Annotated in this window: 25 protein-coding genes; 8 read left to right on the top strand and 17 right to left on the bottom strand. The window is 71.9% G+C overall.

Annotated elements, in window-relative coordinates; all coding sequences use genetic code 11:
- Positions 1-55 precede the first annotated feature (55 nt).
- The gene (locus ACZ41I_RS39425; protein ID WP_468325688.1) at positions 56-514 is read left to right on the top strand and encodes a GNAT family N-acetyltransferase; all 459 of its coding nucleotides are present in this window, start codon (positions 56-58) and stop codon (positions 512-514) included.
- A gap of 14 nt (positions 515-528) precedes the next feature.
- Here ACZ41I_RS39425 and ACZ41I_RS39420 read toward each other — a convergent pair whose 3' ends face one another.
- The 3 genes from ACZ41I_RS39420 to ACZ41I_RS39410 all read right to left on the bottom strand — a co-directional run bounded on the left by ACZ41I_RS39420 (position 529) and on the right by ACZ41I_RS39410 (position 2,287).
- Positions 529-663 (bottom strand): hypothetical protein, encoded by a 135-nt coding sequence (locus tag ACZ41I_RS39420; RefSeq protein ID WP_468516401.1) that lies wholly within the window; start codon positions 661-663, stop codon positions 529-531.
- Positions 664-876: 213 nt separating this feature from the next.
- Positions 877-1,377 carry a ribonuclease FAU-1 family protein gene (locus ACZ41I_RS39415; RefSeq protein ID WP_363215017.1) on the bottom strand — a complete coding sequence of 167 codons (501 nt, stop codon included), beginning with the start codon at positions 1,375-1,377 and terminating at the stop codon, positions 877-879.
- Positions 1,358-2,287 (bottom strand): GNAT family N-acetyltransferase, encoded by a 930-nt coding sequence (locus tag ACZ41I_RS39410; protein ID WP_399775674.1) that lies wholly within the window; start codon positions 2,285-2,287, stop codon positions 1,358-1,360. The genes ACZ41I_RS39415 and ACZ41I_RS39410 overlap by 20 nt, the downstream gene beginning before the upstream one ends.
- 71 nt (positions 2,288-2,358) lie before the next feature.
- Between ACZ41I_RS39410 and ACZ41I_RS39405 the strand changes: the two genes are divergently transcribed.
- Positions 2,359-2,730: a GntR family transcriptional regulator gene (locus tag ACZ41I_RS39405; protein WP_399775676.1), complete on the top strand. Its 372-nt coding sequence runs from the start codon at positions 2,359-2,361 to the stop codon at positions 2,728-2,730.
- Positions 2,731-2,745: 15 nt separating this feature from the next.
- Here the strand turns inward: ACZ41I_RS39405 and ACZ41I_RS39400 are convergent, their stop codons facing one another.
- Both ACZ41I_RS39400 and ACZ41I_RS39395 read right to left on the bottom strand, forming a co-directional pair.
- The gene (locus ACZ41I_RS39400; RefSeq protein ID WP_468516400.1) at positions 2,746-3,516 is read right to left on the bottom strand and encodes a DUF72 domain-containing protein; all 771 of its coding nucleotides are present in this window, start codon (positions 3,514-3,516) and stop codon (positions 2,746-2,748) included.
- Positions 3,517-3,531: 15 nt separating this feature from the next.
- Positions 3,532-4,626 (bottom strand): DUF5925 domain-containing protein, encoded by a 1,095-nt coding sequence (locus tag ACZ41I_RS39395; protein ID WP_363215013.1) that lies wholly within the window; start codon positions 4,624-4,626, stop codon positions 3,532-3,534.
- A 150-nt stretch (positions 4,627-4,776) separates the two neighbouring features.
- Between ACZ41I_RS39395 and ACZ41I_RS39390 the strand changes: the two genes are divergently transcribed.
- Complete coding sequence (locus tag ACZ41I_RS39390; protein WP_468516399.1) at positions 4,777-6,195, top strand: GH39 family glycosyl hydrolase; 1,419 nt, start codon at positions 4,777-4,779, stop codon at positions 6,193-6,195.
- 15 nt (positions 6,196-6,210) lie between these two features.
- Here the strand turns inward: ACZ41I_RS39390 and ACZ41I_RS39385 are convergent, their stop codons facing one another.
- The 5 genes from ACZ41I_RS39385 to ACZ41I_RS39365 form a co-directional block, all read right to left on the bottom strand.
- Positions 6,211-10,074, bottom strand: a complete 3,864-nt coding sequence (locus ACZ41I_RS39385) for a lipopolysaccharide biosynthesis protein (protein ID WP_468516398.1) — start codon at positions 10,072-10,074, stop codon at positions 6,211-6,213.
- Complete coding sequence (locus ACZ41I_RS39380; protein WP_468516397.1) at positions 10,067-10,867, bottom strand: polysaccharide deacetylase family protein; 801 nt, start codon at positions 10,865-10,867, stop codon at positions 10,067-10,069. The genes ACZ41I_RS39385 and ACZ41I_RS39380 overlap by 8 nt, the downstream gene beginning before the upstream one ends.
- On the bottom strand, positions 10,860-11,864 hold the full coding sequence (locus tag ACZ41I_RS39375) for a glycosyltransferase family 2 protein (RefSeq protein WP_363215009.1): 1,005 nt from the start codon (positions 11,862-11,864) through the stop codon (positions 10,860-10,862). The genes ACZ41I_RS39380 and ACZ41I_RS39375 overlap by 8 nt, the downstream gene beginning before the upstream one ends.
- Positions 11,861-12,682 carry a glycosyltransferase family 2 protein gene (locus ACZ41I_RS39370; protein WP_363215008.1) on the bottom strand — a complete coding sequence of 274 codons (822 nt, stop codon included), beginning with the start codon at positions 12,680-12,682 and terminating at the stop codon, positions 11,861-11,863. Before ACZ41I_RS39370 ends, ACZ41I_RS39375 begins: the two co-directional genes overlap by 4 nt.
- A gap of 379 nt (positions 12,683-13,061) precedes the next feature.
- Positions 13,062-13,517: a hypothetical protein gene (locus tag ACZ41I_RS39365; RefSeq protein ID WP_468516396.1), complete on the bottom strand. Its 456-nt coding sequence runs from the start codon at positions 13,515-13,517 to the stop codon at positions 13,062-13,064.
- 252 nt (positions 13,518-13,769) lie between these two features.
- On the opposite strand from ACZ41I_RS39365, the gene ACZ41I_RS39360 reads away from it, so the two are divergent.
- Positions 13,770-14,576 (top strand): SGNH/GDSL hydrolase family protein, encoded by an 807-nt coding sequence (locus tag ACZ41I_RS39360; RefSeq protein ID WP_468516395.1) that lies wholly within the window; start codon positions 13,770-13,772, stop codon positions 14,574-14,576.
- Positions 14,577-14,593: 17 nt separating this feature from the next.
- On the opposite strand, the gene ACZ41I_RS39355 is transcribed toward ACZ41I_RS39360, so the two are convergent.
- The 4 genes from ACZ41I_RS39355 to ACZ41I_RS39340 all read right to left on the bottom strand — a co-directional run bounded on the left by ACZ41I_RS39355 (position 14,594) and on the right by ACZ41I_RS39340 (position 20,965).
- On the bottom strand, positions 14,594-16,219 hold the full coding sequence (locus ACZ41I_RS39355; protein ID WP_399775691.1) for a serine/threonine-protein kinase: 1,626 nt from the start codon (positions 16,217-16,219) through the stop codon (positions 14,594-14,596).
- 39 nt (positions 16,220-16,258) lie between these two features.
- Complete coding sequence (locus tag ACZ41I_RS39350; protein ID WP_468516431.1) at positions 16,259-17,791, bottom strand: HoxN/HupN/NixA family nickel/cobalt transporter; 1,533 nt, start codon at positions 17,789-17,791, stop codon at positions 16,259-16,261.
- 14 nt (positions 17,792-17,805) lie between these two features.
- Positions 17,806-19,323 carry a tetratricopeptide repeat protein gene (locus tag ACZ41I_RS39345; RefSeq protein WP_468516394.1) on the bottom strand — a complete coding sequence of 506 codons (1,518 nt, stop codon included), beginning with the start codon at positions 19,321-19,323 and terminating at the stop codon, positions 17,806-17,808.
- Between the two features lie 97 nt (positions 19,324-19,420).
- Positions 19,421-20,965, bottom strand: a complete 1,545-nt coding sequence (locus tag ACZ41I_RS39340) for a DUF4331 domain-containing protein (protein WP_399775695.1) — start codon at positions 20,963-20,965, stop codon at positions 19,421-19,423.
- 210 nt (positions 20,966-21,175) lie between these two features.
- On the opposite strand from ACZ41I_RS39340, the gene ACZ41I_RS39335 reads away from it, so the two are divergent.
- From ACZ41I_RS39335 to ACZ41I_RS39325, 3 genes are all read left to right on the top strand, one after another.
- Positions 21,176-21,718, top strand: coding sequence for a sigma-70 family RNA polymerase sigma factor (locus tag ACZ41I_RS39335; protein ID WP_363215002.1), 543 nt, complete (start codon positions 21,176-21,178; stop codon positions 21,716-21,718).
- Positions 21,715-22,533, top strand: coding sequence for an anti-sigma factor (locus tag ACZ41I_RS39330; RefSeq protein WP_468325705.1), 819 nt, complete (start codon positions 21,715-21,717; stop codon positions 22,531-22,533). The genes ACZ41I_RS39335 and ACZ41I_RS39330 overlap by 4 nt, the downstream gene beginning before the upstream one ends.
- Positions 22,534-22,659: 126 nt before the next feature.
- Entirely contained in the window at positions 22,660-22,929 is a 270-nt protein-coding gene (locus tag ACZ41I_RS39325; protein WP_363215000.1) for a hypothetical protein, read from the top strand.
- Positions 22,930-22,975: 46 nt separating this feature from the next.
- On the opposite strand, the gene ACZ41I_RS39320 is transcribed toward ACZ41I_RS39325, so the two are convergent.
- The 3 genes from ACZ41I_RS39320 to ACZ41I_RS39310 all read right to left on the bottom strand — a co-directional run bounded on the left by ACZ41I_RS39320 (position 22,976) and on the right by ACZ41I_RS39310 (position 26,005).
- Positions 22,976-24,196, bottom strand: a complete 1,221-nt coding sequence (locus tag ACZ41I_RS39320) for a CaiB/BaiF CoA transferase family protein (RefSeq protein ID WP_468516393.1) — start codon at positions 24,194-24,196, stop codon at positions 22,976-22,978.
- 61 nt (positions 24,197-24,257) lie between these two features.
- The gene (locus ACZ41I_RS39315) at positions 24,258-25,040 is read right to left on the bottom strand and encodes an ABC transporter permease (RefSeq protein ID WP_363214998.1); all 783 of its coding nucleotides are present in this window, start codon (positions 25,038-25,040) and stop codon (positions 24,258-24,260) included.
- Complete coding sequence (locus tag ACZ41I_RS39310; protein ID WP_468516392.1) at positions 25,037-26,005, bottom strand: ATP-binding cassette domain-containing protein; 969 nt, start codon at positions 26,003-26,005, stop codon at positions 25,037-25,039. Before ACZ41I_RS39310 ends, ACZ41I_RS39315 begins: the two co-directional genes overlap by 4 nt.
- Positions 26,006-26,068: 63 nt before the next feature.
- Between ACZ41I_RS39310 and ACZ41I_RS39305 the strand changes: the two genes are divergently transcribed.
- Complete coding sequence (locus tag ACZ41I_RS39305) at positions 26,069-26,779, top strand: TetR/AcrR family transcriptional regulator (RefSeq protein WP_399775702.1); 711 nt, start codon at positions 26,069-26,071, stop codon at positions 26,777-26,779.
- Positions 26,780-26,841: the final 62 nt, after the last annotated feature.

Genomic DNA, 26,841 nt, shown 5'->3' with positions numbered 1-26,841 from the left:
TTGACCTGCCGTCGAGGCACTACTCGGACTGCGCTCGGGTAGGTAGCCTGCGTCCATGATCCACAAGGACCCGCAGCACGTCCGGCCCGCCGTCGCCGACGATGTGCCGGCCGTCAAGGCGGTGACGGACGCGGCCTATCACCACTACATCGAGCGCATCGGTGTGGTGCCGCAGCCCATGGAGGCGGACCACGCGGCGAACGTGGCCGGCGGCAAGGTGTTCGTCACCGGGGAGCCCGTGGTCGGGCTGGTGGTGGTCGAGGCGTTCGCCGGCCATCTCTTCCTGGACAGCATCGCCGTCCACCCCGACGCCCACGGCACGGGCGTCGGGCGGCGGCTGCTGCACTTCGTCGACGCACACGCGCGTGAGCTGGGGCTCGATGAGATCAGGCTCTACACGAACGCGTTGATGTGGGAGAACCAGAAGATCTATCCGAAGTACGGATACGACGTCGTGGAACGCCGCGTGGACGGGCCCTACGACCGGATCCACTACCGCAAGCGGCTGGACTGACGGCTCCGGCGGGGTCAGCCGTCGGGCCACCAGATGCGGGCGATGTCCTTGCGCACCTCGGGACGCCCCGCGGGGCGCTCCTCCGCCTCTTCGCGGATCCGGCGGCTGTCCGTCTTCTTCGGGGGCTTGTGCACGGTTGCGCGGCGCATGGCTGCCTCCTTGCGTGCCTACCGGGTTTCGCGTTGTCACGCAGGTAGACGCTTTCGGGGAGCGTTCCTCATCGGAGCCGGGTTGTCAGTGGCGGGTGTCACTCCCGGCGCATGACGAATGAGACGAGGCGCACCTGTCGCTTCTCGCGGCCGAACGGGGACACCCTGTGAGGGGCGTCCCCGTGCTGCACCCGGCCGGTGTCGCCGAGGGAGTCAGGACAGCAGTTCCGCGAAGCCGCCGGTGCGGGCCAGCGTCTCCAGTTCCCCGAGGGCGGCCACGGCGGCCGACGCGGCTTCCGGGTCCCTCTGCGCGAGCCCGCTCTCGGCGAACTCGTCCTCGTCCAGGCGCCGTACGTCCGTGCCGTCGGCGGAGCGCCACAGGTCCAGGTCGAGATCCTCCACGACCAGGTCACCGCCGTCGCGGATCGCCGGACGCGTGATGTCGCAATACCAGCCCTTCAGGGCGCCGTCGGCGGCGCGGACCTCCTTCACCGAGTACCAGCGGTCGCGCCAGTAGTACTCGGTGAAGAGGTCGCCCGGCTCGAAGCGGACGAAGCCGAAGTCGCGGATCCCGGAGCCCGCCCAGGGCGCGCGTACCGCGATCCGGGTGCCGTCGTCCTGGAGCAGCTCGGCCGGATAACGGATCTTCGTCCGGCCGGCCTTGACCAGGACCACCTCCAACCCAGCCGCTGTGTCAGTCGAGTTCACGGACATGGCGCACCTCCGTCGCGCAGATTTCATAGCCGAGCCACTTGTTGATCGCGATCATCGGTGCGTTCCCGGCGTCGTTGCCCGTGAACGCCTCGGTGACGCCGGCCGCACGGGCCCGGTACAGGGAGTGGATCTTGGCGAGCTTGGCCAGTCCGCGTCCCCGGTGGGCGCGAGCTGTGCCGGTCATCGCCGTGGTGTACCTTGTGCCGCCGTCGGTGTAGGCCACGCTGAAGGCGACAGGACGGCCCGCGACACACGCGGCCACCGTCAGGTCGCGGTCCAGCAGCGGATGCTTCCAGTGCTGCTCGATCCAGGCCTCGTAGTCGCGGAACGCGCAGTCGACGTCACCCGGTTCGTCCAGCAGGGTCTCCGCGTCCAGCTCGAACAGCGGGCGTGGGTCGTCCGCGAAGTCCGCGGCCGTACGCAGCTCGACGCCCGGCGGGGTCTTTGGGAGGGGCGGGAGGGCGGAGCCCGCCAGATCGAGGCGCAGGAAGTGCGCGGACCGGCTGCTGCGATAGCCGTGCCGTTCGGCGAAGGCGCGGTTGGCCGGTTCGTCCAGGACCCAGCTGAGCAGCCGGGTCGCGCCCTGGGCGGTGAGGTACTGCTCGGCCGCCCGCAGCAGGAGCCGGCCGGCGCCGCGACCGGTCCGGTCGGGTCGGACGTAGATGTTCAGCAGGCCCTGGCCCGGCTCGGTGCTGTCGTGGGCCAGGTGCACCTGAGCCGTGCCGATGATCTCGCCGTCCTCCTCCGCGATCAGCGGACGGTAGCGGGCCTCGTGCGGCATGTGCAGGGCGTCGTGGCGGATCGAGTCCGAGGTGAACAGGATGTACGGAAGGGCGAGCCGGCGGACGCGGGCGAAGCCCTCGGTATCGGCCGGTACATCGGGGCGCAGGTCGCGCACGATCACTGCCATGGGCAGGCACGATAGGCGGAGGCGGACCGGGGACGCCTCTCATTTTCCGGCGCGTACGGGACAATCACCGTGTGAGCCTGAAGATCCGCATCGATGACAGCGCGCCCCCGTACGAGCAGGTGCGCGCGCAGATTTCCGAGCAGGCACGGTCAGGGGCGCTGCCGGTGGGGTACCGGCTGCCGACCGTGCGCGGGCTGGCCGAGTCCCTGGGCCTCGCCGTGAACACCGTGGCCAAGGCCTATCGGGCGCTGGAGAACGACGGGGTGATCGAGACGCGGGGGCGCAACGGCACCTTTGTGGCTGCCGCCGGCTCGGCCGCGGAACGTGAGGCCTCCCTGGCTGCTCAGGCGTACGTGGAACGTGTGCGGAGGCTGGGGCTGGGGGAGCCGGAGGCGTTGGCCGCCGTGCGGGATGCCCTGCGCGCGGCTTACGGGGAGGGCTGAGGAGGGCGTGGCGCGCTACCGGCGTGACATCGGCTCCGGCGTTCTGGTCACCGTCAGCCCCGCCCGTCCCGCCGCCTTTCCGAACACCACCGCATCCAGCACCGCGGCCCCACCCGGATCGTTGTTGAAGTACGCGTACACGTCCTCCCCCTCCGACCACGTCGTCGCGATGCGGTCCACCCAGGTTTCCAGGGAGCGGCGGCCGTAGCGGGGCCAGGGCCGGGCCCGGCCCTGGTGGAAGCGGACGTAGCCCCAGTCGGTGGTGCGCCACAGCGGGGTGACCGGGCGGGCCAGGACGTCCGCCCAGCACAGGGCCGCGCCCCGGGCCGACAGCACCTCGCGCACCTCCGGTGTCCACCAGGAGTCGTGACGGGGTTCCACCGCGACCCTCGTACCGGGCGGGAAGCAGGCCAGGCAGGTGTCCAGGAGGGAAGGGTCCACGCGCAGGGTGGGCGGCAGCTGGAGGAGGACCGGGCCCAGCCGGTCGCCGAGGCCCGCCGCGTGGCTCATCAGGCGGTGGACCGGTTCCTCGGGCTCCTTCAGGCGCTTGATGTGCGTGAGGTAGCGGCTGGCCTTGACCGCCACCACGAAGTCCGCGGGGACGCGGTCGCGCCAGGCGGTGAAGGTGTCGTACGACGGCAGTCGGTAGAACGCGTTGTTGATCTCCACCGTGGCGAACAGCCGCGTGTACTCCTCCAGCCACAGCCGCGCGGGGACCCCGGCCGGATAGACGAGGTCCCGCCAGTCCTTGTACTGCCACCCGGAGGTGCCGACGAACAAGGTCACAGCACCATCAAAGCACTACAGGTACAGGCCCGCGTCCGCGCCGTCCCGCGCCCCCGGCACCGAGGTCGGGGAGGAGCCCCGGCGCAGCGCGTACAGCTCGGCGAGCGTCGCCCCCTCCCGGCCGACGCCCTCATCGGTGCCCAGCCAGTTCACCGCCTCCCGGCGGGTCAGCCGGCCCACCTCGATACGGGCCAGGCAGCGGCCCGGGCGGACCACGGCCGGGTGCAGGCGCTCCAGGTCCTCGTTGGTGGTGACGCCGACCAGGACGTTGCGGCCCTGGCCGAGCAGGCCGTCGGTGAGGTTCAGCAGCCGCGACAGGGCCTGGCCGGCCGTGTGCTTGGCCTCACCGCGGATCAGCTCGTCGCAGTCCTCCAGGAGGAGCAGGCGCCAGCGGCCCTTGCCCGCCGAGTCCTCCTCGCCGATCGCGATGTCCATCAGATAGCCGACGTCCGAGAAGAGCCGCTCCGGGTCCAGGACACAGTCCACCTGGCACCAGTCGCGCCAGGAGCGGGCCAGCGTGCGCAGGGCGGAGGTCTTGCCGGTGCCGGGCGGGCCGTGCAGCAGCAGCAGCCGGCCCGCGATGTCCTCCGGGGTCGTCTTCATCAGGCGGTCCATCGCGTCCGCCACCGGCGCCGTGTAGTTGGGCCGCACCTCGTCCCAGGTGCCCGCCGAGATCTGCCGGGTGGTGCGGTGCGGGCCGCGCCTGGGGGAGACGTACCAGAAGCCCATCGTCACGTTCTCGGGCTGGGGTTCCGGCTCGTCGGCGGCGCCGTCCGTGGCCTGGTCGAGGATCCTCTTGGCCAGTTCGGCGCTGGTCGCGGTGACCGTGACGTCCGCGCCGCGGTTCCAGCGGGAGACCAGCAGGGTCCAGCCCTCGCCCTCGGCGAGGGTGGCGCTGCGGTCGTCGTCGCGGGCGACCCGCAGCACTCGGGCGCCGTCCGGCAGCAGCGTCGCGCCGGAGCGGACGCGGTCGATGTTCGCCGCGTGCGAGTACGGCTGCTCGCCCGTCGCGAAGCGGCCGAGGAACAGCGCGTCGACGACGTCGGACGGCGAGTCGGAGTCGTCGACGTGGAGCCGGATCGGCAGAGCGTCGTGTGGGTTCGCAGACATGGGGCCATGATCCGGCACGAATGTGCTGTGCGCACGGCATTTCGCGTCGGCGGAAGCGTTGTTCGCCGGCTGCCGGCCGTCCTGGGAGAGATTTCACGCTCTTTCCAAGACCTGCCCGCGCCCTCGGTTCCGCCGTTACTGTTGTCCCCGATGGCACGTCATGGGTGGGAATCGGATACTCGGCGGTGGCGGCTCACCGCCCTGCTCGGTGTGGGCGCGGCCGTACTGGCCCTGGCGGTGACCCTGTTCGGCACGCTGTCCGGCGGGGCCAGTACGGCGGGCACCACACGCGACGGCGACAAGGTGCACGGCACCCCCGCCACGACCGCAGCGAAACCCGAGCCGTATGTCGGCTGGGGCTTCACCCACACCCAGTACAGCGCCGACGAGGGTGCCACGGCCGCCACCGCGCGCGTGCGGCAACTGCTCGGACAGAACGGCGGACTGGCGCAGAACCAGCACATCATGGGCTGGGGCGCCGACAACCCCGAACCGGTCGAGGGGCACTACGACTTCGGCGCGCTGGACCGCCGTATCGACTTCATGCGGGCCTCCGGCGGCACCCCGGTGATCACCCTGTGCTGCTCCCCGGACTGGATGAAGGGCGGCAAGGCCGGGGTCGACAGGACGGACTGGAGCCAGGCCGCCCTGGAGACCGCCCCCACCCCCGACCACTACCAGGACTTCGCCGACCTCGCCGCCACCGTCGCCCGGCGCTATCCGGACGTGAAGCACTTCATCGTCTGGAACGAGTTCAAGGGATTCTGGAACGACGCCGGGTCCCGCTGGGACTACGAGGGATACACCAGGATGTACAACCTGGTGTACAAGGCGCTGAAGAAGGTCGACAAGGACATCATGGTCGGCGGGCCCTACCTGGTGATGGACAGCGTCGGCCCCCGCGACAAGGACGCCTCCACCGCGCTGAAGGGGCCCTGGGGCGCCATGGACCAGCGGGTGCTCGACGCCTTCTCGTACTGGAACGAACACAAGGCGGGCGCCGACTTCACCGTGGTCGACGGCTCCAGCTACACCCGCGACGACGAGCTCAGGCCCGACGAGTTCGCGGCCACCGACAAGCTCACGGCGGTCGGCGCGTGGGTGCGGCGGCAGACCCGCGACCTGCCGCTGTGGTGGGCCGAGTACTACGTGGAGCCCGGCGACGGCAACGACGACCGCAAGGGCTGGTCCGAGCCGCACAGGGTCGCCGTCCAGGCCACCGGGATGATCGCCATGGTCAAGGGCGGCGCCGGCTCCGGCTTCTACTGGAACCCGGAGGACAGGACGGGCACCGGCTGCGCGGGCTGTCTGTGGACCCCCACCGACGGCGCCGGCGGGGGCAGGGCCCTGCCCATGTACGGCCTGGTGTCCCGGTTCGCCAAGGCGTTCCCGCCGGGGACGCGGTACGAGAACGTGCCCGTGGCCGCGGACGACGTGCCCAACGTCCGTGTCCTGGCCAGCGCCAGGACCGTCCTCGTGGTCAACACCCGCAACCGGACGATCAGCGCGCAGGTGGACGGCAAGCGGTTCGACATGGGCCCGTACGACGTGAAGTGGCTCGACCGCTGAACGGCCGAGCCGTCCTCACTTCATGGTCAGGAACCGCTGCACCAGCGAGGCCAGCACCACCGCCAGCAGCGGCAGCGCGAACCAGAACGTGCCCTGCAGCAGCCGCAGCTGACGTACGCCCGGCCGGACCGCGACCCGTACGACCTCCCGCGCGGCCAGCAGCAGGATCAGGACGACGGCGGACAGCGCGCCGACCACCGACCACGGGGTCCACGTCACCTGCGGCCCGATCGGGCCGGGGTGCGGCTTCGGCACCGCGCCCGTCGGCTGCCTGCGCAGCGCGAACACCGTGACGTCGTCGTTGACCAGGACCTTCGTCAGCTCCTGCCGGTCGTCCAGATTCTCGATCAACCGGGACTCCCAGGTCGCGGAGTAGCCCGCGTCCAGCTGCAGATAGGTCACCTGACTGCGGTTGATCATCAGATACGAGTTCGGTCCGGCCCCCTTGAGCGCCTTGACCAGGCCCGACACCAGCACCGGGTCGGTCGGGGCGAGCGTCGGCACATAGTTCACCCGCTCCATGTCCCGCGCGCCCCACGGCATCGCCGGAGTCACGTCGTTGACCGTGTCCTGGGTCAGCCACAGCAGCCGTACGGTCGGCTTGTCATGGGCGTACACCCAGTTCATGGCCGCCACCTCGCCGGGCCGGACGCGCTCGAACGGCTCGTTGCCCCAGCGGGCCACCAGGAAGCCGCCCATCAGCAGCAGCCCGGCCAGCAGCGCGGCCGGCGGGGCGAGGCTGATCCGGTCCTTCTCGCGCTCCTTCGCGGTGGCGCCGGTGCGCGGGAAGAGAGCGAGGGCGCCGAGCAGCGCCGCGCCCGGTACCGCGAACATGAAGACGCGCAGCGCCATCTCTCCGCCGTACGACTGCATGCCGAAGCCGAGGAACGGCACGAAGGTCAGCACCAGCAGGGAGCGTTCGCGGTAGCGGTGGAAACGGCGGCGCCACCAGCCCCAGCAGGCGAACGCCATCACCGATCCGGCCAGCAGGACCCGCGTGTACAGCACCAGCTTGTGGGTCGAACTGCCGCCCTGGATCCGGCCGGAGACGGAGGTCGAGACATTGCTGCCCACCCCGCCGACGCCGCCGAACAGGTCGTTGAAGTGCCCCGACCAGTACGGCTCGGCCATGAAGCCGACCCAGACCGCGACCAGCACCGCGAACAGCAGCGGCAGGCCGCGCAGTTCGGACCGGCCGAGCAGGACGAGGGCCGCGAGCACACCGAGCATGACGAACGGGGTCAGCTGGTGCGCGGGGACGCTCGCCGCGTACAGACCGATGAGCACCAGGAGCAGGACCGCCCGCCCGCGCCGGTCCACCGGCTCCACCTCCGCCTCGCCCGGGCGGAACCTCGTCCAGATCACGCGCGGCGGGCGGAACCAGACCAGCAGGATCGCCACGAACATCAGGTACAGCAGGTAGGTGAAGCCCTGCGGCGAGAAGTAGTCCTGGCCGACCCAGCCGCACAGCACGAACAGCCAGATGCCGGTCCACTTCGCCCGCCAGCTCGCCCGCAGCGACCGGGTCAGCAGGAACATCGGGGCCAGATAGGCGAGCTGGATCGCGGTCGGCCACCAGCGGATGACCTCGGTGAAGTCGGTGACCCCGCAGACCCGGCCGACGAACGCGGCCACCGCGAAGAAGCCCGGCCAGCTCCAGCGGGCGTCCAGGTCCGGTACGGCGGACCCGGTGCGGTCGATGTAGTCGATGAACCCCAGGTGCTGCCAGGCCGTCGGGAACCGCGGCTCGGCCTCGATCACGGCGGGCAGCGCGTGCAGCGACACCACGGTCGCCACCAGCGTGACCAGCAGCAGCGCCCGGTGCTCGCGGCGCAGCCAGAGCAGCGCGGCGAAGACGGTGATCAGCAGGGCCGCTCCGACGAGGGTCGGCGGCGGCAGCACCGAGATCAGCCCGAGGCCGCCCATCCGGTCCAGATCGGCCTCGCCGAGCCGCAGCGCGGGCACCCAGTACAGCAGCAGCGCGGCGATCAGCAGACAGCCGAGGACGACACCGGAGCGGGTGGGCAGCAGCCGCCGCAGCAGCGGGACCGGTACCGGGGGCTCTTCGGGCACGGGTTCCTCGGCGACGGTCTCGTCCGGTACGGCGGTGTCGGAGGCGGACCGGACGGGCTTGTCGAAGGAGGCTTCCCGTTCCTCCTGCGTGAACGGCGCGTCCACCTCCGCCGCCTCCGCCTCCCGCAGCAGTTCGGCCTCGGCCGGGCCCAGCGACGCCTCGCTGCCGGGCTGTCTCTCCTCCACCGGAAGCCCCACCGGAAGCCCCACCGGAAGCCCCACCGGAGGCCCGAGCGGAGGCCCCGCCGCGGGCACCGGTGTACCCGCGGGCGGTGTGCCGGGCCCCGGGCGGACGTCCGGCCGGCGTTCCACATGGTCGAAGTCGACGTGGATGCCGAAGGCGAGGGTGTCGGAGTCCAGCGCCCAGGCCGGGGACTGCCGGCGAGCCGGCGAGGAGGCCGGGACATCGGGGGTGCCCAGGTCGGCGAGATCCCCGTCGGGCGCCACCGTGTCGGGCACGGCGGCGGGCGCGGTCCGGATCGTCCTCCAGAGCTTCGGCGCGGCGATCGCCGCGATCACCGCGAGGCTGGCGGCTTCGGCGACGCCCGCGCCGGTCAGCCCCATCCGGGGCAGGAGCAGCAGGGTCAGGCCCAGCACCAGTACGCACAACAGGCCCTGCAGCCAGGCGAGTCCGGCGGTACGGCTGCGCGCGCGCAGCACCGCGAAGTACGTCTCGATGACGACCCGCAGCACCGAGCCGACCGCGAGCCAGCGCAGCAGCGGGGTCGCCGCGCCCGCGTAGCCCTCGCCGAACACGCCGAGGATCCAGGGCGCCCCGATGATCCACAGGGCCGCGATCGGCAGCATGATCCGGGCCATCCGCTTCAGCGCGGCACGCGTGTTGGAGGCCAGCCGCCCCGGGTCGTGCGAGCCCTCGACGGTGAGGGACGCGCCCATGTTGATGGCGAGCAGGTCCGTCGTACCGCCGATGGTGGTGGCGATGTAGAAGTAGGCGTTCTCCGCGGAGCTGACCTGCGCTGCGACGATCACCGGCACCAGGTAGACCACGGCGAGCGAGAACAGCGAGCCGGTGTAGTCCCCGGCCAGGAACCGTCCGACCTGCTTGAACGTCGGCGGCTCGGTGCGGCCCTCGGTCGCCTTGACGTGCCGGGGCACCAGCCGCCGGAACACCAGCCAGCCCAGCGGCACCACCGAAGTGGCGATCGCGGCCACCCAGGAGACGAAGACACCGGTGGTCGGAAGGGCGACGGCGAACGCGACGAGCAGGGCCAGCTTCACCGCCGAGAACACCGTGTTGCCCACCGGCACCCAGGTCGCGCTGCGCAGCCCGGTCAGCACGCCGTCCTGCAGGGTGAGCACGTTCCAGGCGGCGACCGCCACGAGGAAACCCAGGCCCTTGACGGAACCGTGCAGGAATCCGTACGACGGTCCCCAGGCGTCCAGGGTCAGCAGGAACACCCCGGCGGCGACCGCCACCAGCAGGGAACTGCCGGCGTAGGTGAGGGAGATGAGCCGTCCGGTGCGTCTGCCGGCCACGGGGATGAAGCGGGCCAGGGCGCCGGTCAGGGTGACCGCGGTCAGTCCGGCGAGGAACTTCATCGCGGCGATGGCGGCCGAGCCCTGTCCGACCGCGTCCTCGGAGTAGTAGCGGGCCGCGGCCAGCCAGAAGCCGAGGCCGAGGACGGCGGAGATGCCGGTGTTGAGCATCAGCGCGTAGGCGTTGCGGAACAGCGGGCTGCCGCCGGCGGACCGGCCCGTCCCGGGCAGCCGCAGACGGCGCCCGGACTTCCCGGACGTCTCTGCGGCGGTCGTCGCGGCCTCGGTCGTGGTGGTCGTGTCAGACACGGGAACGGATGGCCTTCCGGCGGACCTGGCGGGCTCTGCGGACGAGGGCGTACCCCTTGGTGAGGGCGCGGTCCCCGGCGAAGGTGCGGGTGACGGCACGGCCGTGCAGCAGCCGCTCGAACTCCTCCACGCCGGTGCCGCGCCGGACGGTGACGCGCTGGAGCGCGTACGGCCCCTGGCGGCGGCGGGCGAGGGCGTTGCCCACGGCGAGCGCCTGGGCGTACCCGCCCGCGCGCACGGCCTCGCGGACCCTGCGGTCGGAGTAACCGTAGGGGTAGGCGAAGGACACCGGCCGGATGCCGAGTTCGTCCGTGACGATCTCGGTGCAGCGGTCCAGTTCCGTGCGCAGCGTTTCCGCGTCGAGCTGGTCGAGTTGCGGGTGGGTGTGGCTGTGCCCGCCGATCTCGACGCCGGCGTCCGCGAGTTCACGCACCTGCGGCCAGTCGAGCATGGTGTCCAGGCCGCCTCCGGTGTCGTGGGCGCCCCTGATCCAGCCGGTGGACACGAACAGCGTGGCCGGGAAGCCGTGCTTGGCGAGGACGGGCAGCGCGTGCCGGTGCACGCCCTCGTAGCCGTCGTCGAAGGTGATCAGCACCGGCCGCGCGGGCAGCGGGCGGCCGGAGCGCCAGCGGGCCGCGAGGTGGGCGGTGGTGACCGGGGTCAGGCCCAGGTCGCCGATGAGCGCCATCTGCTCGGCGAACGCCTCGGGCGCGACCGACAGGGCGCGGGTGGCGTCGTTGGGGGCGACGGAGACGGAGTGGTACATGAGGATCGGCACAGGCGTGTCACTCATCGGTGCCTCCCGAGGCCGGCGCCGCCGGGATCGGTACCACCGAGAACCTCGTGTCGCCCCGCCGTGCCCGCAGGGTGCCCACCGCATAGCCGCCGGCGGCGCTCAGCACGCCCGCGACGATCGCGCCCGCGCGTCCGGCGCCGCCGGGCCGGGCCAGCAGGGCGTCCCGCAGGCCACGGGCGACCCCGGCGGGCAGTACCCGGGTGGTGTACCGGCGTTCGGACTCCAGGCCCTTGTCCGCGCCCACGCTCTTCGCCACCAGCGCCTTCGACAGTCCCTCGGCATAGGTGCGGGTGCGGAAGTAGGCGAAGTGCTCGCGGGGTGCGGGCACCCGGTGGTGGATCACCGCCCGGTCGTCGATGAGCAGGACGGCGTCGGGGCGGGCGCGGGTGAGGCGGATGCACAGCTCCGTCTCCTCGCAGCCCAGCGGACGGCGGTCGCCGTCGCGGCCGATGCCGGTGGCGAAACCGCCCGCCGCCTCGAACGCCGTGCGCCGGAAGGAAGCGTTTCCGCCCAGGACGTTGCGGACCTGGACCCGGCCCGGTGGCAGCCCCTGGTAGGTGCAGCCGACCACCCAGTCGAACTCCCGCGGGAACCAGGCCGGCCGCCGGCCCGACGCCCAGATGGGCTCCGTACGACCGCCGACCGCCATCACGCGCGGGTCGGCGTACCCCTCGGCGAAGCGGCGCAGCCAGTCCCGTTCGGCCACGGCGTCGTCGTCGAGGAAGGCGATGACCTCGCCGTGGGAGGCGGCGATGCCGGTGTTGCGGCCGGCGGACAGGCCGCGCGGGCCCGCGTTGGGCAGGACCCGGACGCCCTCGGTGTCCTTGTACTCGCGCTCCAGCCGGTCCTTGAGGGCCGGGTTGTGGTCCACGACCAGGAGCGTCTCCAGCGCCGGGTACGACTGCGCGCGCACCGAGGAGACCGCCGCGAGGATGTCCTCCCAGCGGTCCTCGGTGTACACACAGATCACGACGGAGATGCCGGGATCTCTCACGACACCTCTCCCCCGACCGTGTCGAGCAGCGGCGAGTGGCGTTCCTGGCGGCGCAGCTCGCGCCGGTTGGAGCGCTCCTTGAGGATGACCTTCAGCACCCGGAAACCGTCGCGCACGGCCCGCAGGTTGCTGGTGCCGTGGATGCGGAGGTATTCGTGGCTCGGGATCTCCTGGACCTTCAGGCCGGCCTTGACCACTCTGATGTTCATCAGCGTCTCGACCTCGAAGCCGGTGCAGTCGAGGTCGATCTTGTCGAGGCAGTGCCGCCAGAACGCGTTGTAGCCGTAGCACAGGTCGGTGTAGCGGGCGCCGAACTTGCGGTTGACGACGGTGCACAGTGCCCAGTTGCCGAGTTTGCGGATGAAGGTCATGTCGTCGGTGCCGCCGCCGTTGGCGAACCGCGAGCCCTTGGCGAAGTCGGCGCCGGAGACCAGTGCGGAGACGTAACTGACGATCTCGCCGCCGTCTGCGGAGCCGTCCGCGTCGACCATCACGATGATGTCGCCGCTGCACGCCTCGAACCCGGTGATCAGCGCATCCCCCTTGCCCTTGCCGCGCTGTCCGACGACCTTGACGTCCGGCCACAGGGAACGGGCCACGTCGACGGTGTCGTCCGTGGAATTGCCGTCCACGAGAACGACTTCGTGTATCCAGTCCGGGAGCGTCTTGAAGACGTAGGGGAGATTCTCCGCCTCGTTCATGGCGGGGATCACCACGCTCACCGGCGGGGTTATCGCCAGGTGAGAGGAGATGGGCCGGTAGTGGGCCGCGATGAAAGGATCTTGGCCCGAACTCGGCGGGCGCAGGACGGAACTCATGAGTCTTTTCCCTCTCGTCCGGTGGACCGCCCGCCCCTGGGCGGCCCGGCTCTGTGTCCGGTTCGAAAGGGGGGTTCTCATCTTCGGCACGGGAAATCGATCTGAGAATTGATCTCCGTGCACGCCGATGAGCTGGCAAAGCTGGCCGGTCCGCCGGAGAAGAAAGGCAGCCGGTCGCGCGGCACGGCTCGGTCACAGTTGCGGTCACCGAGCACGGCACCCCCCTACCGCGCCCCGCGCCGGTGACGCCGCGGCCCTGAGCCCTCCCCTGGAGCCGTGTGCCGACGTGCCGGTGCGGGTGAGATGTACGACGGTATTGACGATTGAACCCGAAAGGCAAGCCCTGAAGGGCTCCCTCCCGATTTTGTTGGTTTGGCCGTTACACAACCTTGGCCGGTGTTGCTCGGACTTGTGTGCGTTTTCCGGAAATTCGTTCCCGCAGCAGGACCGCGAGCAGCAGGAGCCCGCTCAGTGCGGTCGCGGCGAGCACCCCGCCGCGGACCGACCAGCGGTGAACCGCGAGCATGCCTTGGGCGACCAGCATGGTGACGACGACCGAGCCCGCAAGCGCGCAGAGCACCCGGCCGAACGGATCCAGCCCGCGCAGCGCCGCGGCGAGCGCCATGGCGGGCGCCGCGAGCAGGAAGAACAGGGCGCACGGGCCGCGCAGTACGGATGTGGCGTCGACGAGCGCGAGCAGCGCGCCGACCCCACCGATGGCGGTCGTGGCCCCCGCGAGCAGCGGTGACAGGGCCCTCCCCGGCCCGGTCCGCGCCGCCCCGGAGTCCTCGGGGTCGCCGTCTGGTGAAGGTGACTTGATGCCTAAGGTCTGCATTGGCGACTTTGCCCCCCGACGCGCCGGATGCCGGGCTTCACTGTGGCGCGCGCCGAGGGGGGTAGTCAAGAAGGCGATTGTCGAACCGTCACACAGTCATGACATGGGCATGGTATGGACAGGCAATAGATGAGCCGTGAATGTTTCTGGTTGATCCTGTTGAGGCCCGAATAGTCTTGGCATGGACACTTCCCGTCAACACGCGTAGTTGCTACGACAGTTGTGGCAGAGATCCTGCTAAAGGGAGGTTCCATGAGACGTTCCCGACTTACCGGATTGGTTATCTCACTCCTCCTCGCCGCCGGCCTCGGTCTCACCGGGGCCGCCTCGGCGCAGGCGTCCTCGACGGCCGTGTCCGGCGGCTATGTGGCCCTCGGCGACTCCTACGCCTCCGGAGTCGGCGCCGGCAGCTACATCAGCTCCAGCGGCGGCTGCGACCGCAGCACCAAGGCGTACCCCTACCTGTGGAACGCCGCCCACAGCCCGTCCTCGTTCGCCTTCAACGCCTGCTCGGGCGCCAAGACGGACGACGTACTCGCGAACCAGCTCGGCTCGCTGAACTCCGCCACCTCACTGGTCTCCCTCACCATCGGCGGCAACGACGCCGGGTTCTCCGACGTCATGACGACCTGTGTGATCCAGTCCGACAGCGCCTGCCTCGACCGGATCAACACCGCCAAGGCGTACGTCGACTCCACGCTCCCCGGCAAGCTGGACACCGTCTACAACGCGATCAGCGCCAAGGCCCCGAACGCCCGGGTGGTCGTGCTCGGTTACCCCCGCTTCTACCTGCTCGGCCAGACCTGCCTCGGGCTCTCCGACACCAAGCGGTCCGCGATCAACGGCGCGGCCGACTACCTCGACGCCGCCGTCCAGAAGCGAGCCCAGGCCCACGGCTTCGTCTTCGGCGACGTCCGTACCGCGTTCTCCAGCCACGAGATCTGCTCCGGCGACTCCTGGCTGCACAGCGTCAACTGGCTCGACATCGGCGAGTCGTACCACCCCACCGCGGCCGGCCAGTCCGGCGGCTATCTGCCGGTGCTCACGAACAACGCGTGACCGAAAGGGCTCACCCCTCAGGGTGAACTTTCCGGTGAGCCCGACGCCGAAGCGGAGGCCCCGCCCGACGGGGTCTCCGTCGCCGTAGCCGTCGTACAGGTCACCGAGAACGGGACGGCGTTCGACGTGGTCTGCACGGGAGCGCGCACCTTCACACCGACCTGGTCCGCGGTCGTGCCCGCGCCGGAGTACACCGTCAGGGTCACCCGCACCTGCCGGCTCTTCCCGCCGCCGTCCGCGAACGACAGCGTCCGCCACCCGGGATCCGACACCGACCCGCGCGTCGTCACCCACCGGTACTCCACCTGCGCGGGCACCCGTCCCACCGTGAACGTCGCCGTGAACGAGGGCGTCTGCCCGGCCGGCGGCGGACAGCTCCCGGAGTACGCCGTGTGCGCGCCGGTCACGGTGACGCGCACGGACTGCGCCGGCGGGGTGCTCGACGACGTGCTGCCGCTCGGGGCCGGCGACGCCCTGGTGTGCGAGTCGGTGCTGCTGTGTGCGGTCGGCGCGTGCGCGCTGCTGCTCGCCCGCGCGCCGCTCTCCTTCCCGTGACCGTCGCCGTTGTCGCGGTTCAGCAGTGCGTACGTCAGTCCCGCCAGCGCGAGCACGACCGCGAGGACCCCCGCCACCAGCACCGGACCGGTCCGCCGGGAGCGGACCGGCTCCCCGGACGTCGTGCTGGCCGGCAGGGGCGTCGGCGGAGCGGGGGAGGGCTCGGCGGACGGCTCCTCGTACCGGTCCGCGGCCGTCGGCGCGGTGAACGGCGGCACCGGCATCGGGGCCCTCCAGGGCGTTCCTCCCCCGGAGGGGGCACCCCCAGCCGCGACGAGCCGCAGCTCGTCCTCCGCTCGCTCGGCGGCCGTGCGCTCGGCGGGGTCCTTGCGCAGCAGCCCCTCGATGACTGCGGCGAGCGGCCCGGCCCTGCGCGGCTGCGGCAAGTCGTCCTCCACCACGGCACGCAGGGTGCTCAGCGGGGTGTCGTACCGGAACGGCGAGACACCCTCCACGGCCGCGTACAGCAGCACTCCCAGCGACCACAGATCCGACTCCGGTCCCGGCGTGCGCCCCAGGGCCCGCTCGGGGGCGAGGAATTCGGGCGAGCCGATCACCTCGCCGGTCATGGTCAGCGCGGAGCTGCCCTCGACCGACGCGATCCCGAAGTCGGTCAGCACCACCCGGCCGTCGTTGGCGAGCAGCACGTTGGCCGGTTTCACGTCCCGGTGCAGCACCCCGGCGGCGTGCGCGGCGCGCAGCGCGGCCAGTACCTCCGCGCCGATGTGCGCGGCCCGCTGCGGCGACAGCGGGCCCTCAGCCTCCAGCTGGTCGGCGAGCGACAGCCCGCGCACCAGCTCCATCACGATCCACGGCCGGCCGGCCTCCAGCGCCACGTCGTACACCGTGACCACATTGCGGTGGGCGACCCGTGCCGCCGCCCATGCCTCGCGCTCCAGGCGTGCGTACATCCGCTCCACGTCGGAGGCCGGCAGCCCGGCCGGGGCCCGCACCTCCTTGACGGCCACCTCGCGGTGCAGCACCTCGTCCCGGGCGCGCCACACCGTGCCCATGCCGCCCTCGCCCAGCGGGGACAGCAGACGGTAGCGGCCCGCGATCACACGGTCGCGGCCCGGCTCTTCGGACACGGGCGCCCCCCAAGTCGCGTGATGTGTCACCAAAGTAGCTCAGCCGAGTGCGGATGCGGCCCCCCTCACCACCAATCCCGCGCCCAGGGCCAGGACGACCAGCGCGGACGCGAGCGGCACGGACCGGCGCACCAGGGTGGCCAGCGGATGGGCGGTCCAGCGCGGGCGCCGCTCCAGCACCCGGGTCATCCCCGAGCCCAGCCGGACCACGGCGAACCCGGCGGCCGTGAGTGTCAGCGCGAGCCCGGCACCGTAGGCCACCACGAGCAGCAGCCCGAACCAGGCCTTCCCGAGCGCGGCGGCGCCGACGAGGACGACCACGGCGGACGGACTGGGCACCAGCCCACCGGCGAAGCCGAGCAGGATCGTGCCCCGGAGGGTGGGGGCGGTGGGGTGGGAGTGGGTATGGCCACCGTGCGTGTGGGTGTGCACCCCGTGGGCGTGTTCCCCATGGGTGTGCTCACCATGGTGAGAGTGGTGATGGTGGTGGTCGGAACCGTGGTGTGCGTGCACATGCCCATGGTCGGAACCGTGGTGTGCGTGCGCATGCGCGGGGGCCCGGTTGCGCCACGCCCGCCGTACGAGGTTGGCGCCGGCCGCCAGTACCAGGGCGCCGCTCGCCAGACCCAGCCAGGCGATCACCGAGGGGGTGGCGGCCGAGCCGGCCGTGACGAGCAGGCCCAGGGCGACCACGCCGAGGGTGTGGGTCACCGTGACCGAGGCGGCCAGCGGCAGCACGTCACGCGGGCGGGCCCGGCCACCGCGCGCCGCCGCCGTCGCGGCCATCAGGGTCTTTCCGTGGCCGGGCGCGAGCGCGTGCATCGCGCCGAGGACGACCGCGACGAGCAGCGCGAGCGCGGCGAAACCGACGGTGAGGTCGTGCCGGGCCACGAGGTCGTCCAGCGCGCGGGTCCAGCGGTCGGCACCCCGTGGCAGGACGGCGGCGCCCGGCGCCTGCTGCCGCTCCTCGGCGAGCGCCGGGCCGCCGGGGCGCAGCCGCACGGAGGCGGCGGTGGTGTCGGCCGGGGAGGACAGCAGGTCCTTCGGATACGTGGTCAGTTCGTGTGAGACAGATGTCTTCGGAACGTCCGTCGCGGTGAGCGTCATGCGGTCGCCGCGCGCGGTGATCTCCCGCCAGCCGGGGCCGGACCAGTTCGTCGCGCTGCGGAAGCCGAGGGCGACCGAACCGGTCCGGGGAAGCGACGCGGTCCAACGGCACTCGACCCGCAGCGTGTTCAGACCGGCCTGCCCGGGGCGCAGGCCGGCCCTGCTCTCCCGCACCGTGAGGGGGACCCGGTGCCCGCCCGCCGTCACCTCGCTGCCCCGAGCGGCCTGCGCGCAGCGCTGCCGGGCCCACTGCGTCATGCCCAGCCGCTCGATGTCCGGCTTGGCCTGCGTCGCCGGGATCTCGGCGAGATCCTCCACATGGTCCACGCGCAGCTGCCCGGGGGCGGCAACCAGACCGTCGTAGCGGTTGACGGTGAAGTTCCCGAGCGGGTGTGCGCTCGCCGGGGCGGCCGGCAGCAGCGCGAGTGCGCTCATGGCGAGGAGCAGGAAGGGGAGGCGCAACATCGGGGGACGCAGCTTCACTTCGCGGCCTCCAGCGCCTTGCGGGCCTCGGCCGCGCCGAGCGGGGAGAAACCGGGATTCAGGCGCAGGGCCGAGGTGAGGGAGGCGCGGCCGGCCGTGCGGTGTCCCGTGGCCAGTTCGATCATGCCGCGGTGGTACAGGAAGGCGGCGTTGCGATACCCGGTGGCGGTGGCCCGGCGCGCGTACGGCAGGGCCTCGGCGTCGTGGCCGTTCACATGCAGCGCCCAGGCCAGGGCGTCCGCGGTGTGCACGGTGTGCCGGCGGGCCCACTCGGCGCGGGCCGCGCGCAGGGCGGCCGTCTTGTCGCCGTGGTCGGCGGCGGCCAGCGCGGTGTCGAGATCGGCGTTGACGCCGTTGGCGCGGGCCAGCGCGATCCAGGCGTCCACCAGGGCGTACTGCCGCCGCGCCCGGGCCCGGTCACCGGCGGCACCCCGCGCCTCGTACAGCTCGCCCAGTACGACGAGCGGTCCCGGCAGGGGATAGCGGGACACCACCGTCTCCATCCCCTTGATCGCCGCCGCACGGTCGCCGTCGGCCGCCTGCGCCCTTGCCCGGCCCTCCAGCGCGGGGAGATAGGTGTCATCGGCGGCGAGGGCACGGGCGTAGCAGGTGAGCGCGGTCTTGTAGTCGCCCTGGTTCCAGGCGAGCTGGCCGAGCTGGGCGGCCACGTACGCGACGTCGCCCGCCGACGTCGCTCCGGCCAGTGCCTGCCGGAGGACGCGGCGTGCCGTCGTCACATCGCCGCGCAGCTCGTGCACATACGCGTACCGCGTGAAGACCGGCACGCCCGGCTTGCGGGCGTCGGCCGTCCCGGCCGCCTTCGAGGCCTCGGCGTACCGACCGAGTTCGACCAGGGCGTCGATACGGGAGGACAGCGCGCGTTCGCTGTACGGGTTCTGCCGCAGCGCCTCCTCCGCATAGGCCAGGGCGTGCTTGAAGTCGTGCCGGGCGGCGGCGAGGGCCGCACGGCCGGCCAGCGCCTGGTCGTTGTCCGGCGCGAGTGCGAGGGAGCGCTGCAGCGCCCGCTCCGCCTGCGGGTACCGGGAGGGGTCGCCCTTGGTCCGCGCCTGCTCGACGTAGGCCAGGCCCAGGGTGGCCCAACTGCTGGAGTCCTTGGGCTGGGTGCGCAGATGACTTTGCAGCGCGGAGATGCTCGCGTCGAGGTCACCGCCGCCCAGGACACCGGGGTCCACAGCCGTGGAGGCGGCCGGCACGGTGGTGGGCGTCCCGTCCGCCCCCACGGCGATCGCCCCGCCGGTCAGCGCGATCGCCAACAGGGCGGCACAGCCGACGAGTTGCACGCCGCGCCAGCGCCGCCCGGCGGCCGCGAACCGCCGGAGGGCGACCACACGCCCGTCGGCGCCGGGGGCCGAGGACTCCTCGGAGCCGGGCCTGCCTCCTTCGGTGCCCGTCCCGGAGGCGGCGGAGGCTGCGGCGGGACGTGGCGCTGTCTTGCCCACCTCCGTGTTCACCTGCCGCTCGCCGGCCTCGTCGTCGTTCGTACGCGGAGACATGCCCTCTCCTCGGTCGCCTGCTGCTGGTCGGAACGGGAAGGCGCGGCCCGCGCTGGGGGGAGGGGGATACGGGCCGCGCCGGTCGGGGTGGGTGGGGTCAGTAGGGGCGCCGGATGCGCCGGCGCCACCACCCCACGGCGGTGCCGATCAGCAGGATTCCGGCCGCACCCGAGGCCGCCGAAGCGGCGATCAGCACCGTGTTGCCGGAACCGGAGCCGCCGGAGGACCCGGCGGGCTGGAGGGCGTCGCCCAGCTGGCTGCGCACGTCCGTGCCCGCGGTCGTCCCCTTGGCCAGCGGGCCGCGCGAACCGGAGGTGGGCTCGGCGACGTACGGGAAGTACTTCTCGAAGCCCTTGTCGTTCTTGTCCACCGCGTCACCCAAGTCGTTCTTCGAACCGACCAGTTCACCCTCGACGACCTGCAACGCCTCGTCGATCACGTCGTCGGTGAGCCGCCGCCCGTTCGGGAAGCCCGCGTTGTCGCCGTCCAGGACACCCAGCCGCTTGGGATGCATGCTCGGCTTGATGGAGGTGTTCAGACGCAGCTCCTCCGCAGGGCGTACCTTGGGGGGCTGGTTGAGGCCCTTCACGCCCTTCAGGAACACATCGACCAGGTCGTTGCGGGGCTCGGCCGGCGCCTTGATCTTGTAGATCGACTCGATCAGCTTCGGCAGCTCCGGGTTGGTGACGTTCTTCAGGAACTGGGCGTCGTACGCGGGCTCGGAGGCGTTGAACCTGTCCTTGTCCTTCTGCGGGTTGACCACCTCGTTGACCAGCGGGTTGCCGAGGCGCGAGACCTGGGTGTAGTAGCCCTGCGCGTTGCGGCGCTGGGTGGTGGACCAGATTCCGACGACCGGCTGCCCGGCGGACTCCCGGATCAGGTCGTTCGGCACCTGCAGGGCGATGGTGTTGACGTTGTAGCCCTTCAGGGTGTCCCGGCCGACCTCGCTGAGGTTGCCGCCGTACAGCAGGTCGAAGACGCGCAGATCCGCGAAGAACGGGTCGTCCGCCTGCCCGGCGAAGGTCGTGGTGCCGCCCGCCGCCTTGTAGATGGCCTGGTCGCGCAGCTTGCCGTAGTACGGCATGGAGGCCTTGCCGACGTTCGACGGCGCCACCGGCACATCGTCCGCGACCTTCGTCTTCGACACCGCGTGCCCGTGCTTGAGCCGGAGCAGCTCGATGTCGTACGTCTGCGTGATGTTGAGGTCGGGATCCGCCAGGTTGGTGACCGGCCCCGTGTTGTACAGGAACGTGTTCTTGTTCTTCGTGTGGGTCGTGAAGGTGTAGCGGAACACCAGGTCGTCCTGCGCGTCACCGTTGTTGTCGACGTGCAGGTCGTACTGGGCGTCGTCGGCGAACGTGTAGAAGTTCGGGCCGCCCGCCGGCTCCTCGAACGGGATCCAGTTGGCCACGATCGTCGTGGTGTCGGGCTTGTCCGGGCTGACGAACGCGTACAGGTCGGTGTTGTCGTACTGCGGGGTCCCCGAGATCAGCGGGGCCTCCCGGTGCGAGGAGGCGGAGGCCGCCCCGGGTGCCAGCGCGGCGGCGCCGGCGGCGGTGAGCCCTCCGGCGGCCAACGCACCGCAGATGAGCGTGACCAGCCCGGTGCGTCCCGTGCCGCTCCTGGAGAAGAGAGGTGTCATGCCGTCCGTCCTCAGTGCCGACTTGCCTTTGACGGAGGGGTATACGGAGCCGGAGCGCGGATCGGATGGGTCGGCCGGAGAAAATTTTTTGGGTCCTTCCCGACCCGCGTTTTCCGCCCGGCGATCCGTATCACCCGCCGGAGGTGTGCGTTCGTGCGGATGCGTGGAGTGCGCGGAAGGGCCGGCTGCGGCCACGGAGAGGGGACCCGCATGCAGGCCGACGAGTTGCTGGTGCTCGTCGCGGGCGGCGACCAGCGGGCGTTCGAGGACCTGTACGCACTGGTGTCCGGGCCGGTGTACGGACTCGTACGACGGGTGGTGCGCGACCCCGCCCAGTCCGAGGAGGTCGCCCAGGAGGTACTGCTGGAGACGTGGCGCTCGGCCGCCCGGTACGACCCCGGCCGGGGCAGCGCGCTGTCCTGGATCCTCACCCTCGCCCACCGCCGCGCCGTCGACCGGGTGCGCAGCGCCCGCGCGGCCGGCGAACGCGAGCAGCGGGAGGCCCTGCGCGCCGGGGAGCCGGCCTTCGACCAGGTCGCCGAGGAGGTCGAGGCCGGCATGGAGCGGGAGTGGGTGCGCCGTTGCCTGCGCCGGCTCACGGACCTGCAACGCCAGTCCGTGACCCTCGCCTACTACGACGGCTACACCTACCGTGAGGTGGCCGAGCGGCTCTCGCTGCCGCTCGGCACGGTCAAGACACGGATGCGCGACGGGCTCACCCGGCTCCGCCAGTGCCTGGGAGGCGCCGCATGAGCATCCTCGGCCGACTGCTGCGCCGCGAGGACCTGCACTCCCTCGCCGCGCCCTACGCGCTCGACGCCCTCGACGCGGGCGAGCGGCGCAGATTCGCGAAACACCTGCAGAGCTGCGACCGCTGTGCCGCCGAGGTGCGGGACCTCGCGGAGGACGCCGTACGGCTCGCCTGGTCCACAGCGGCTCCCGCGCCCGCCGGACTGCGCGAGCGGGTGCTGGCCGCCGTGCGCACCACCCCCCAGGAACAGGCCCAGGCGCCGGCCCGGGAGCGCACGCCCCAGCTGCCGCCGCACGTCTGGGGCACCCAGCCCCCGCCGGGGCGCACCCGTACGCCCCGCAGGCGCCCCCTGTTCGTGCCGCTCGCCACGGCGACCGCGGCGGCGGCCCTCGTCGTCGCCTCCCTCTTCGCGGTCCAGGCGCACCGCAGCCAGGACCGGCTGGACGCGGAGCGGTCCCGGGCGCGTGAGATCGCCCACGTTCTGGCCGCACCCGACGCCCGGGCCACCACCAGCGAGGACGCTCAGGGCCGCGGTATCGGAGTGATCGCTTCCGCATCGGAGCGGGAAGCCGTCGTCACCCTCAGCGGATACGGCGCCCCGTCCGGCGGCCGCGTCCACCAGCTCTGGCTCGTGCGCCCCGGCGCAGGACCGCGCTCCCTGGGGCTCTTCGCGGGCGACACGCCCTTGGTCGCCAAGGGTCTCGACACGTCCTCGACGTCACTCGCTGTAACCGTCGAACCTGACGGTGGCTCAGCGCAACCCACGAGTCAGCCCCTTGTCCAACTCACCCTGAAATCGGTCGGATTCGGAGAGTAGTCAGCGAGGGATGGTCAACCGCCTTGCAGGGAAGGTGAATCCTGTGGCCGAGATACACGCGTGCCCCGCTGGGGCGATAGGGTTACCCTGCCCGGGCCGGGTGGACTCGTACGGGTGGGGAGTGACATGGAACAGATAACAGTGCGCAGCAGGGCCAGGGTCCCTGCGATCACCTGCGGGAGCAGCGCGACCAGTTCGCGCCTCGACCGCCATCTGTCGGTACTGGCGGGTCCCGCCATACCGCAGAGGGAGACGGTCGAGGCGACTTCGCTGATGCGCGAGCTGACGGCGCGTGACACGCCGCACCAGCGCAGCGACCGGGGCAAGCGGGTCAGCCGTGTCTCCCTGTTCGCGCCACTGCGCCGGCTGCGTCGCTCGCTGTTCGGCGGACACTGAGCGGCCCCGAGCCGCCCCCTTGAGTCCGCTCGCGGGATGTCGGCGCTCAGGCCGCCACACCGTCCCGGCGCATCGCTGCGATCTCGTCGTCCGTCATCCCCACGGCATGCAGCAGCGCCTCGGTGTGCTGCCCGAGCGCGGGCACCTCACCCATCCGTGCCTCGTCCCCGCCCGGCAGTGTGATGGGAGGCAGCAGCGCCTTCAACGGCCCGACCGGCGATCCCACCTCACGCCACCGCTCCCGGGCCGCCAGCTGCGGATGCTGCGCCAGCTCGTGCACATCCCTGAGCCGGGCACAGGCGATGCCCGCCTGCTCCAGCCGCGCCAGCGCCTCGTCGGCGTCCAGTGTGCTGAGCACCCGCGCCACCAGGTCGTCCGTCTTCTCCCGGTTCGCGGCCCGTGCCGCGTTCGTTGCGTACGCCGGATCCGTTCCTAGTTCCGGGCGTCGTATGACCTGTTCGGCCAGCCGCCGCCACTCGCGGTCGTTCTGCACCGACAGCAGCACCCGTCCGCCGTCCGCCGTCGGATAGGCGTCGTACGGCGCGATGACGGCGTGCGCGAGGCCGGTGCGCGCCGGGGGCTCACCCCCATGCATCGCATGGTGCAGCGGATGCCCCATCCACTCGGCGAGCGCCTCCAGCATCGACACCTCCACCGGCCCGCCCCGCCCGGTCGTCCCCCGCCGTACCAGAGCCGCCAGGACGCCCGAGAACGCGTACATCCCGGCCGCGATGTCCGCCGCCGGGATCCCCGCCTTCACCGGCTGTTCCGGAGTCCCGGTCACCGACACGAGCCCCGCCTCGCACTGCACGAGCATGTCGTACGCCCTCTTGTCCGCGTACGGACCGAGGGAGCCGTACCCGGAGATGTCCACGGCGATCAGCCGTGGATGCGCCGCGCACAGCGTGGGCGCGTCCAGGCCGAGGCGGGCTGCGGCCCCGTGGGCGAGGTTCTGCACGAACACGTCCGCGTCCGCGATCAGCCGCCGTACGGCGTCCAGGCCGCGCGGGTCCTTCAGGTCCAGCGCCAGGGACTCCTTGCCGCGGTTGCACCACACGAAGTGCGAGGCGAGACCGCGGGCCGCCGTGTCGTAACCACGCGCGAAGTCGCCGCCGTCGACCCGCTCCACCTTGATGACCCGGGCGCCCAGGTCGGCGAGCTGCCGGGTCGCGAAGGGCGCGGACACGGCCTGTTCGACGGCGACGACGGTGATGCCCGCAAGGGGCAGGGGCTGCTGGGGCGCGGGCTGGCCCGTGGGCTGTTCCATGGCCGGATCATGGCCTGTGACCGGCGGTTTTGTCAGCAGCCCGACAGCCCTCAGTGCTTCTTCAGCGCTCCCCGTGTGTGTACTGGCGCACCGCGAGCGGCAGGAACACCGCCGTCAGGGCGAGGCTCCAGGCGAGCGACCCGGCGACCGGGTGGGCCACCGGCCAGGCGGAGTCCGGTGGCACGGGTGCGTTGCCGAAGAGGTCCCGCAGGGCGGTCGTCACCGCGCTGATCGGGTTCCACTCGGCGAGCGTGCGCAGCCAGCCCGGCAGGTTGCCGGTCGGGATGTAGGCGTTGGACAGCAGGGGCAGCACGAAGGAGGAGGCGCCGAGCTGCCCGGCGGCGTCCTCGCTGCGGGTGAGCAGCCCGAGGAAGATCCCGGCGCAGGTGCACGCGAACCGGAAGAGCAGCAGCAGCCCCACCGCACCGGCCGCGTCGATCGCCGATCCCTCGATCCGCCATCCCACCGCGAGCCCGACCAGCAGCAGCGGCACGGTCCCCACAAGGGTGACGACGAGGTCGGCGACCGCCTGTCCGAGCGGTACGGCGGCCCGGCTCACCGGCATCGTGCGGAACCGGTCCATCACGCCCCGGTGGGTGTCCTGTGCGGCCTGGAACATGCCGGTCATCAGCCCGCCGGCCGCGGTAGCCACCAGCAGCCCCGGCACCAGGAAGGACCGGTACTCGCGGCCGGGCATCGCCAGCGCGCTGCCGAACACATAGCCGAAGAACAGCAGCATGTTGACGGGCATCATCTGGGTCAGGACCGCCAGGCCCGGATTGTTGCGGACCCGGCGCAGCTGTCGTCCCGTCATCGCCAGGCCGTCGTACGCCAACGTGCTCATGCGGCAAGCTCCTTGCTGTCGTCGGACTCGTCGCCGGACGCCCCGGTGAGCCTCAGGAACACGTCGTCGAGGGTGGGCGGGCGCAGACTCGCGTCCAGCAACGGCACGCCCGCCGCGTCGAGTTCGCGTACCAGGCGCGGCAGGGTGAGCGTCGCGTCGGTGGTGACGGCACCGACGGCGTTGCGCTCGTGATCGAACACCGGTGCGGTGCCGGTCAGTCGATCGAGCACACCCGCGGCCTGCGCCAGCGCACTGCTGTCGGCCACCACGGCCTCCGCATACGACCCGACGAGCGCCTTGAGCTCGGCGGGCGAGCCGGTGTGCGCGACGCGTCCGCGGTCCACCAGGGCGATGTCGTCGGCGAGTTGGTCCGCCTCCTCCAGGTACTGGGTGGTCAGCAGCACGGTCGTACCGTCCGCCTTCAGCTCGCGCACCGCCTGCCAGATGCGGGCGCGGCTGGCGGGGTCGAGTCCGGTGGTCGGCTCGTCCAGGAAGAGCACGCCGGGGTGGCGGATGAGACTGGCCGCGAGGTCCAGCCGGCGCCGCATGCCGCCGGAGTAGGTCGAGGCCTTGCGGCCGGCGGCCTCGGTCAGGCCGAAGCGCTCCAGCAGCTCGTCGGTCCGGGTGGCCGGCCCGCGCACCCGGTGCAGCCTGGCGAACAGCCGCAGGTTCTCCCGGCCGGTGAGGTCGCCGTCGACCGAGGCGTACTGCCCCGTGACGGCGATCCGGCGACGTACGGCCGCCGCCTCGCGGACGAGATCGTGTCCGGCGACCCGCGCCGAACCGGCGTCCGGCCGCAGCAGCGTGGTCAGCAGCCGTACGGCCGTCGTCTTGCCGGCCCCGTTGGGCCCGAGCAGCCCGCACACGGTCCCTTCGGCGACGGCCAGATCCAGGCCCCGCAGGGCGTGCACCTCACCGAAGCGCTTCTCCAGTCCCTCACTAAGTACAGCGTACGTAGTTGTCATGCCGCGACCATACCGCACTACGTACGCTGTACGTAACTAGGATGGTGTCCGAGGTGATGATCGATGGCAGTCCGAGGGGCCGTCCCCGAAGTGATCTGGGCGCGCCCCGAGCGCACCGGCCGGGGTCCGAAGCCGGCGTACACCCGCGACGACATCGCGGCGGCCGCCGTCCGGATCGCCGACGAGCGGGGGCTCGACGCGGTGTCGATGCGGCATGTCGCGGCCGAGCTGGGCTGCGGCACCATGTCGCTGTACAACTACGTCCCCCGCAAGGAGGACCTGTACGAGCTGATGGTGGACGCGGCCAGCGCGGAGCACGTCCGGTGGGAGCCGAGCGGGGACTGGCGGGCGGATCTGCTCCGGATGGCCCGTGAGACGCGCGCGCTGATGCACCGGCACCCCTGGCTGCCGCGGCTGATGTCCCCGGTGTACGGCTTCAGCCCGCATGCGCTGCGCTATCTGGAGCACTGCCTGGCCTGCCTGGATCCGCTGGAGGCGTCGTACGGGACGAAGCTGGAGCTGATCGCGATGCTGAACGGGGTGGTGACCACCTACGTCCGCAACGAGCTCGACACCGCGGAGCGGGTACGCGCCCTGCCGTGGTCCGAGGAGCAGGAGCACGCGGTACGGATCGCCTACCTGGGCAGTCAGATCGCCTCAGGCGCATATCCCAGGATGGCGGCGGCTTTCGCGGAGGATCCGGGGCCGATCGATCTGGAGGCGGTGTTCGAGCGGGCGTTGCAGCGGGTGCTGGACGCGTTCTCGCCGCGCTAGCCGGGGCGGTCCGGCGGGTGCGGACCCGGGGGCGCGCGGCTGCAGGTCGCTGCGCGTCGCCG

The sequence above is a fragment of the Streptomyces sp. NPDC030799 genome (assembly GCF_055572255.1).
Note: the sequence above shows the minus strand (reverse complement) of the source record. Positions and strands in the feature narration are given on the sequence as shown.

Bases quoted from the DNA above. Each gene is read 5' to 3' on its own strand.
- ACZ41I_RS39350 (WP_468516431.1), bottom strand. From the start codon at position 17,791: ATGTTGCGCCTCCCCTTCCTGCTCCTCGCCATGAGCGCACTCGCGCTG.
- ACZ41I_RS39390 (WP_468516399.1), top strand. From the start codon at position 4,777: ATGGCACGTCATGGGTGGGAATCGGATACTCGGCGGTGGCGGCTCACC.
- ACZ41I_RS39345 (WP_468516394.1), bottom strand. From the start codon at position 19,323: ATGTCTCCGCGTACGAACGACGACGAGGCCGGCGAGCGGCAGGTGAAC.
- ACZ41I_RS39420 (WP_468516401.1), bottom strand. From the start codon at position 663: ATGCGCCGCGCAACCGTGCACAAGCCCCCGAAGAAGACGGACAGCCGC.
- ACZ41I_RS39330 (WP_468325705.1), top strand. From the start codon at position 21,715: ATGAGCATCCTCGGCCGACTGCTGCGCCGCGAGGACCTGCACTCCCTC.
- ACZ41I_RS39335 (WP_363215002.1), top strand. From the start codon at position 21,176: ATGCAGGCCGACGAGTTGCTGGTGCTCGTCGCGGGCGGCGACCAGCGG.
- ACZ41I_RS39360 (WP_468516395.1), top strand. From the start codon at position 13,770: ATGAGACGTTCCCGACTTACCGGATTGGTTATCTCACTCCTCCTCGCC.
- ACZ41I_RS39410 (WP_399775674.1), bottom strand. From the start codon at position 2,287: ATGGCAGTGATCGTGCGCGACCTGCGCCCCGATGTACCGGCCGATACC.
- ACZ41I_RS39325 (WP_363215000.1), top strand. From the start codon at position 22,660: ATGGAACAGATAACAGTGCGCAGCAGGGCCAGGGTCCCTGCGATCACC.
- ACZ41I_RS39415 (WP_363215017.1), bottom strand. From the start codon at position 1,377: ATGTCCGTGAACTCGACTGACACAGCGGCTGGGTTGGAGGTGGTCCTG.
- ACZ41I_RS39320 (WP_468516393.1), bottom strand. From the start codon at position 24,196: ATGGAACAGCCCACGGGCCAGCCCGCGCCCCAGCAGCCCCTGCCCCTT.
- ACZ41I_RS39305 (WP_399775702.1), top strand. From the start codon at position 26,069: ATGGCAGTCCGAGGGGCCGTCCCCGAAGTGATCTGGGCGCGCCCCGAG.
- ACZ41I_RS39365 (WP_468516396.1), bottom strand. From the start codon at position 13,517: ATGCAGACCTTAGGCATCAAGTCACCTTCACCAGACGGCGACCCCGAG.
- ACZ41I_RS39370 (WP_363215008.1), bottom strand. From the start codon at position 12,682: ATGAGTTCCGTCCTGCGCCCGCCGAGTTCGGGCCAAGATCCTTTCATC.
- ACZ41I_RS39310 (WP_468516392.1), bottom strand. From the start codon at position 26,005: ATGACAACTACGTACGCTGTACTTAGTGAGGGACTGGAGAAGCGCTTC.
- ACZ41I_RS39395 (WP_363215013.1), bottom strand. From the start codon at position 4,626: ATGTCTGCGAACCCACACGACGCTCTGCCGATCCGGCTCCACGTCGAC.
- ACZ41I_RS39340 (WP_399775695.1), bottom strand. From the start codon at position 20,965: ATGACACCTCTCTTCTCCAGGAGCGGCACGGGACGCACCGGGCTGGTC.
- ACZ41I_RS39315 (WP_363214998.1), bottom strand. From the start codon at position 25,040: ATGAGCACGTTGGCGTACGACGGCCTGGCGATGACGGGACGACAGCTG.
- ACZ41I_RS39380 (WP_468516397.1), bottom strand. From the start codon at position 10,867: ATGAGTGACACGCCTGTGCCGATCCTCATGTACCACTCCGTCTCCGTC.
- ACZ41I_RS39425 (WP_468325688.1), top strand. From the start codon at position 56: ATGATCCACAAGGACCCGCAGCACGTCCGGCCCGCCGTCGCCGACGAT.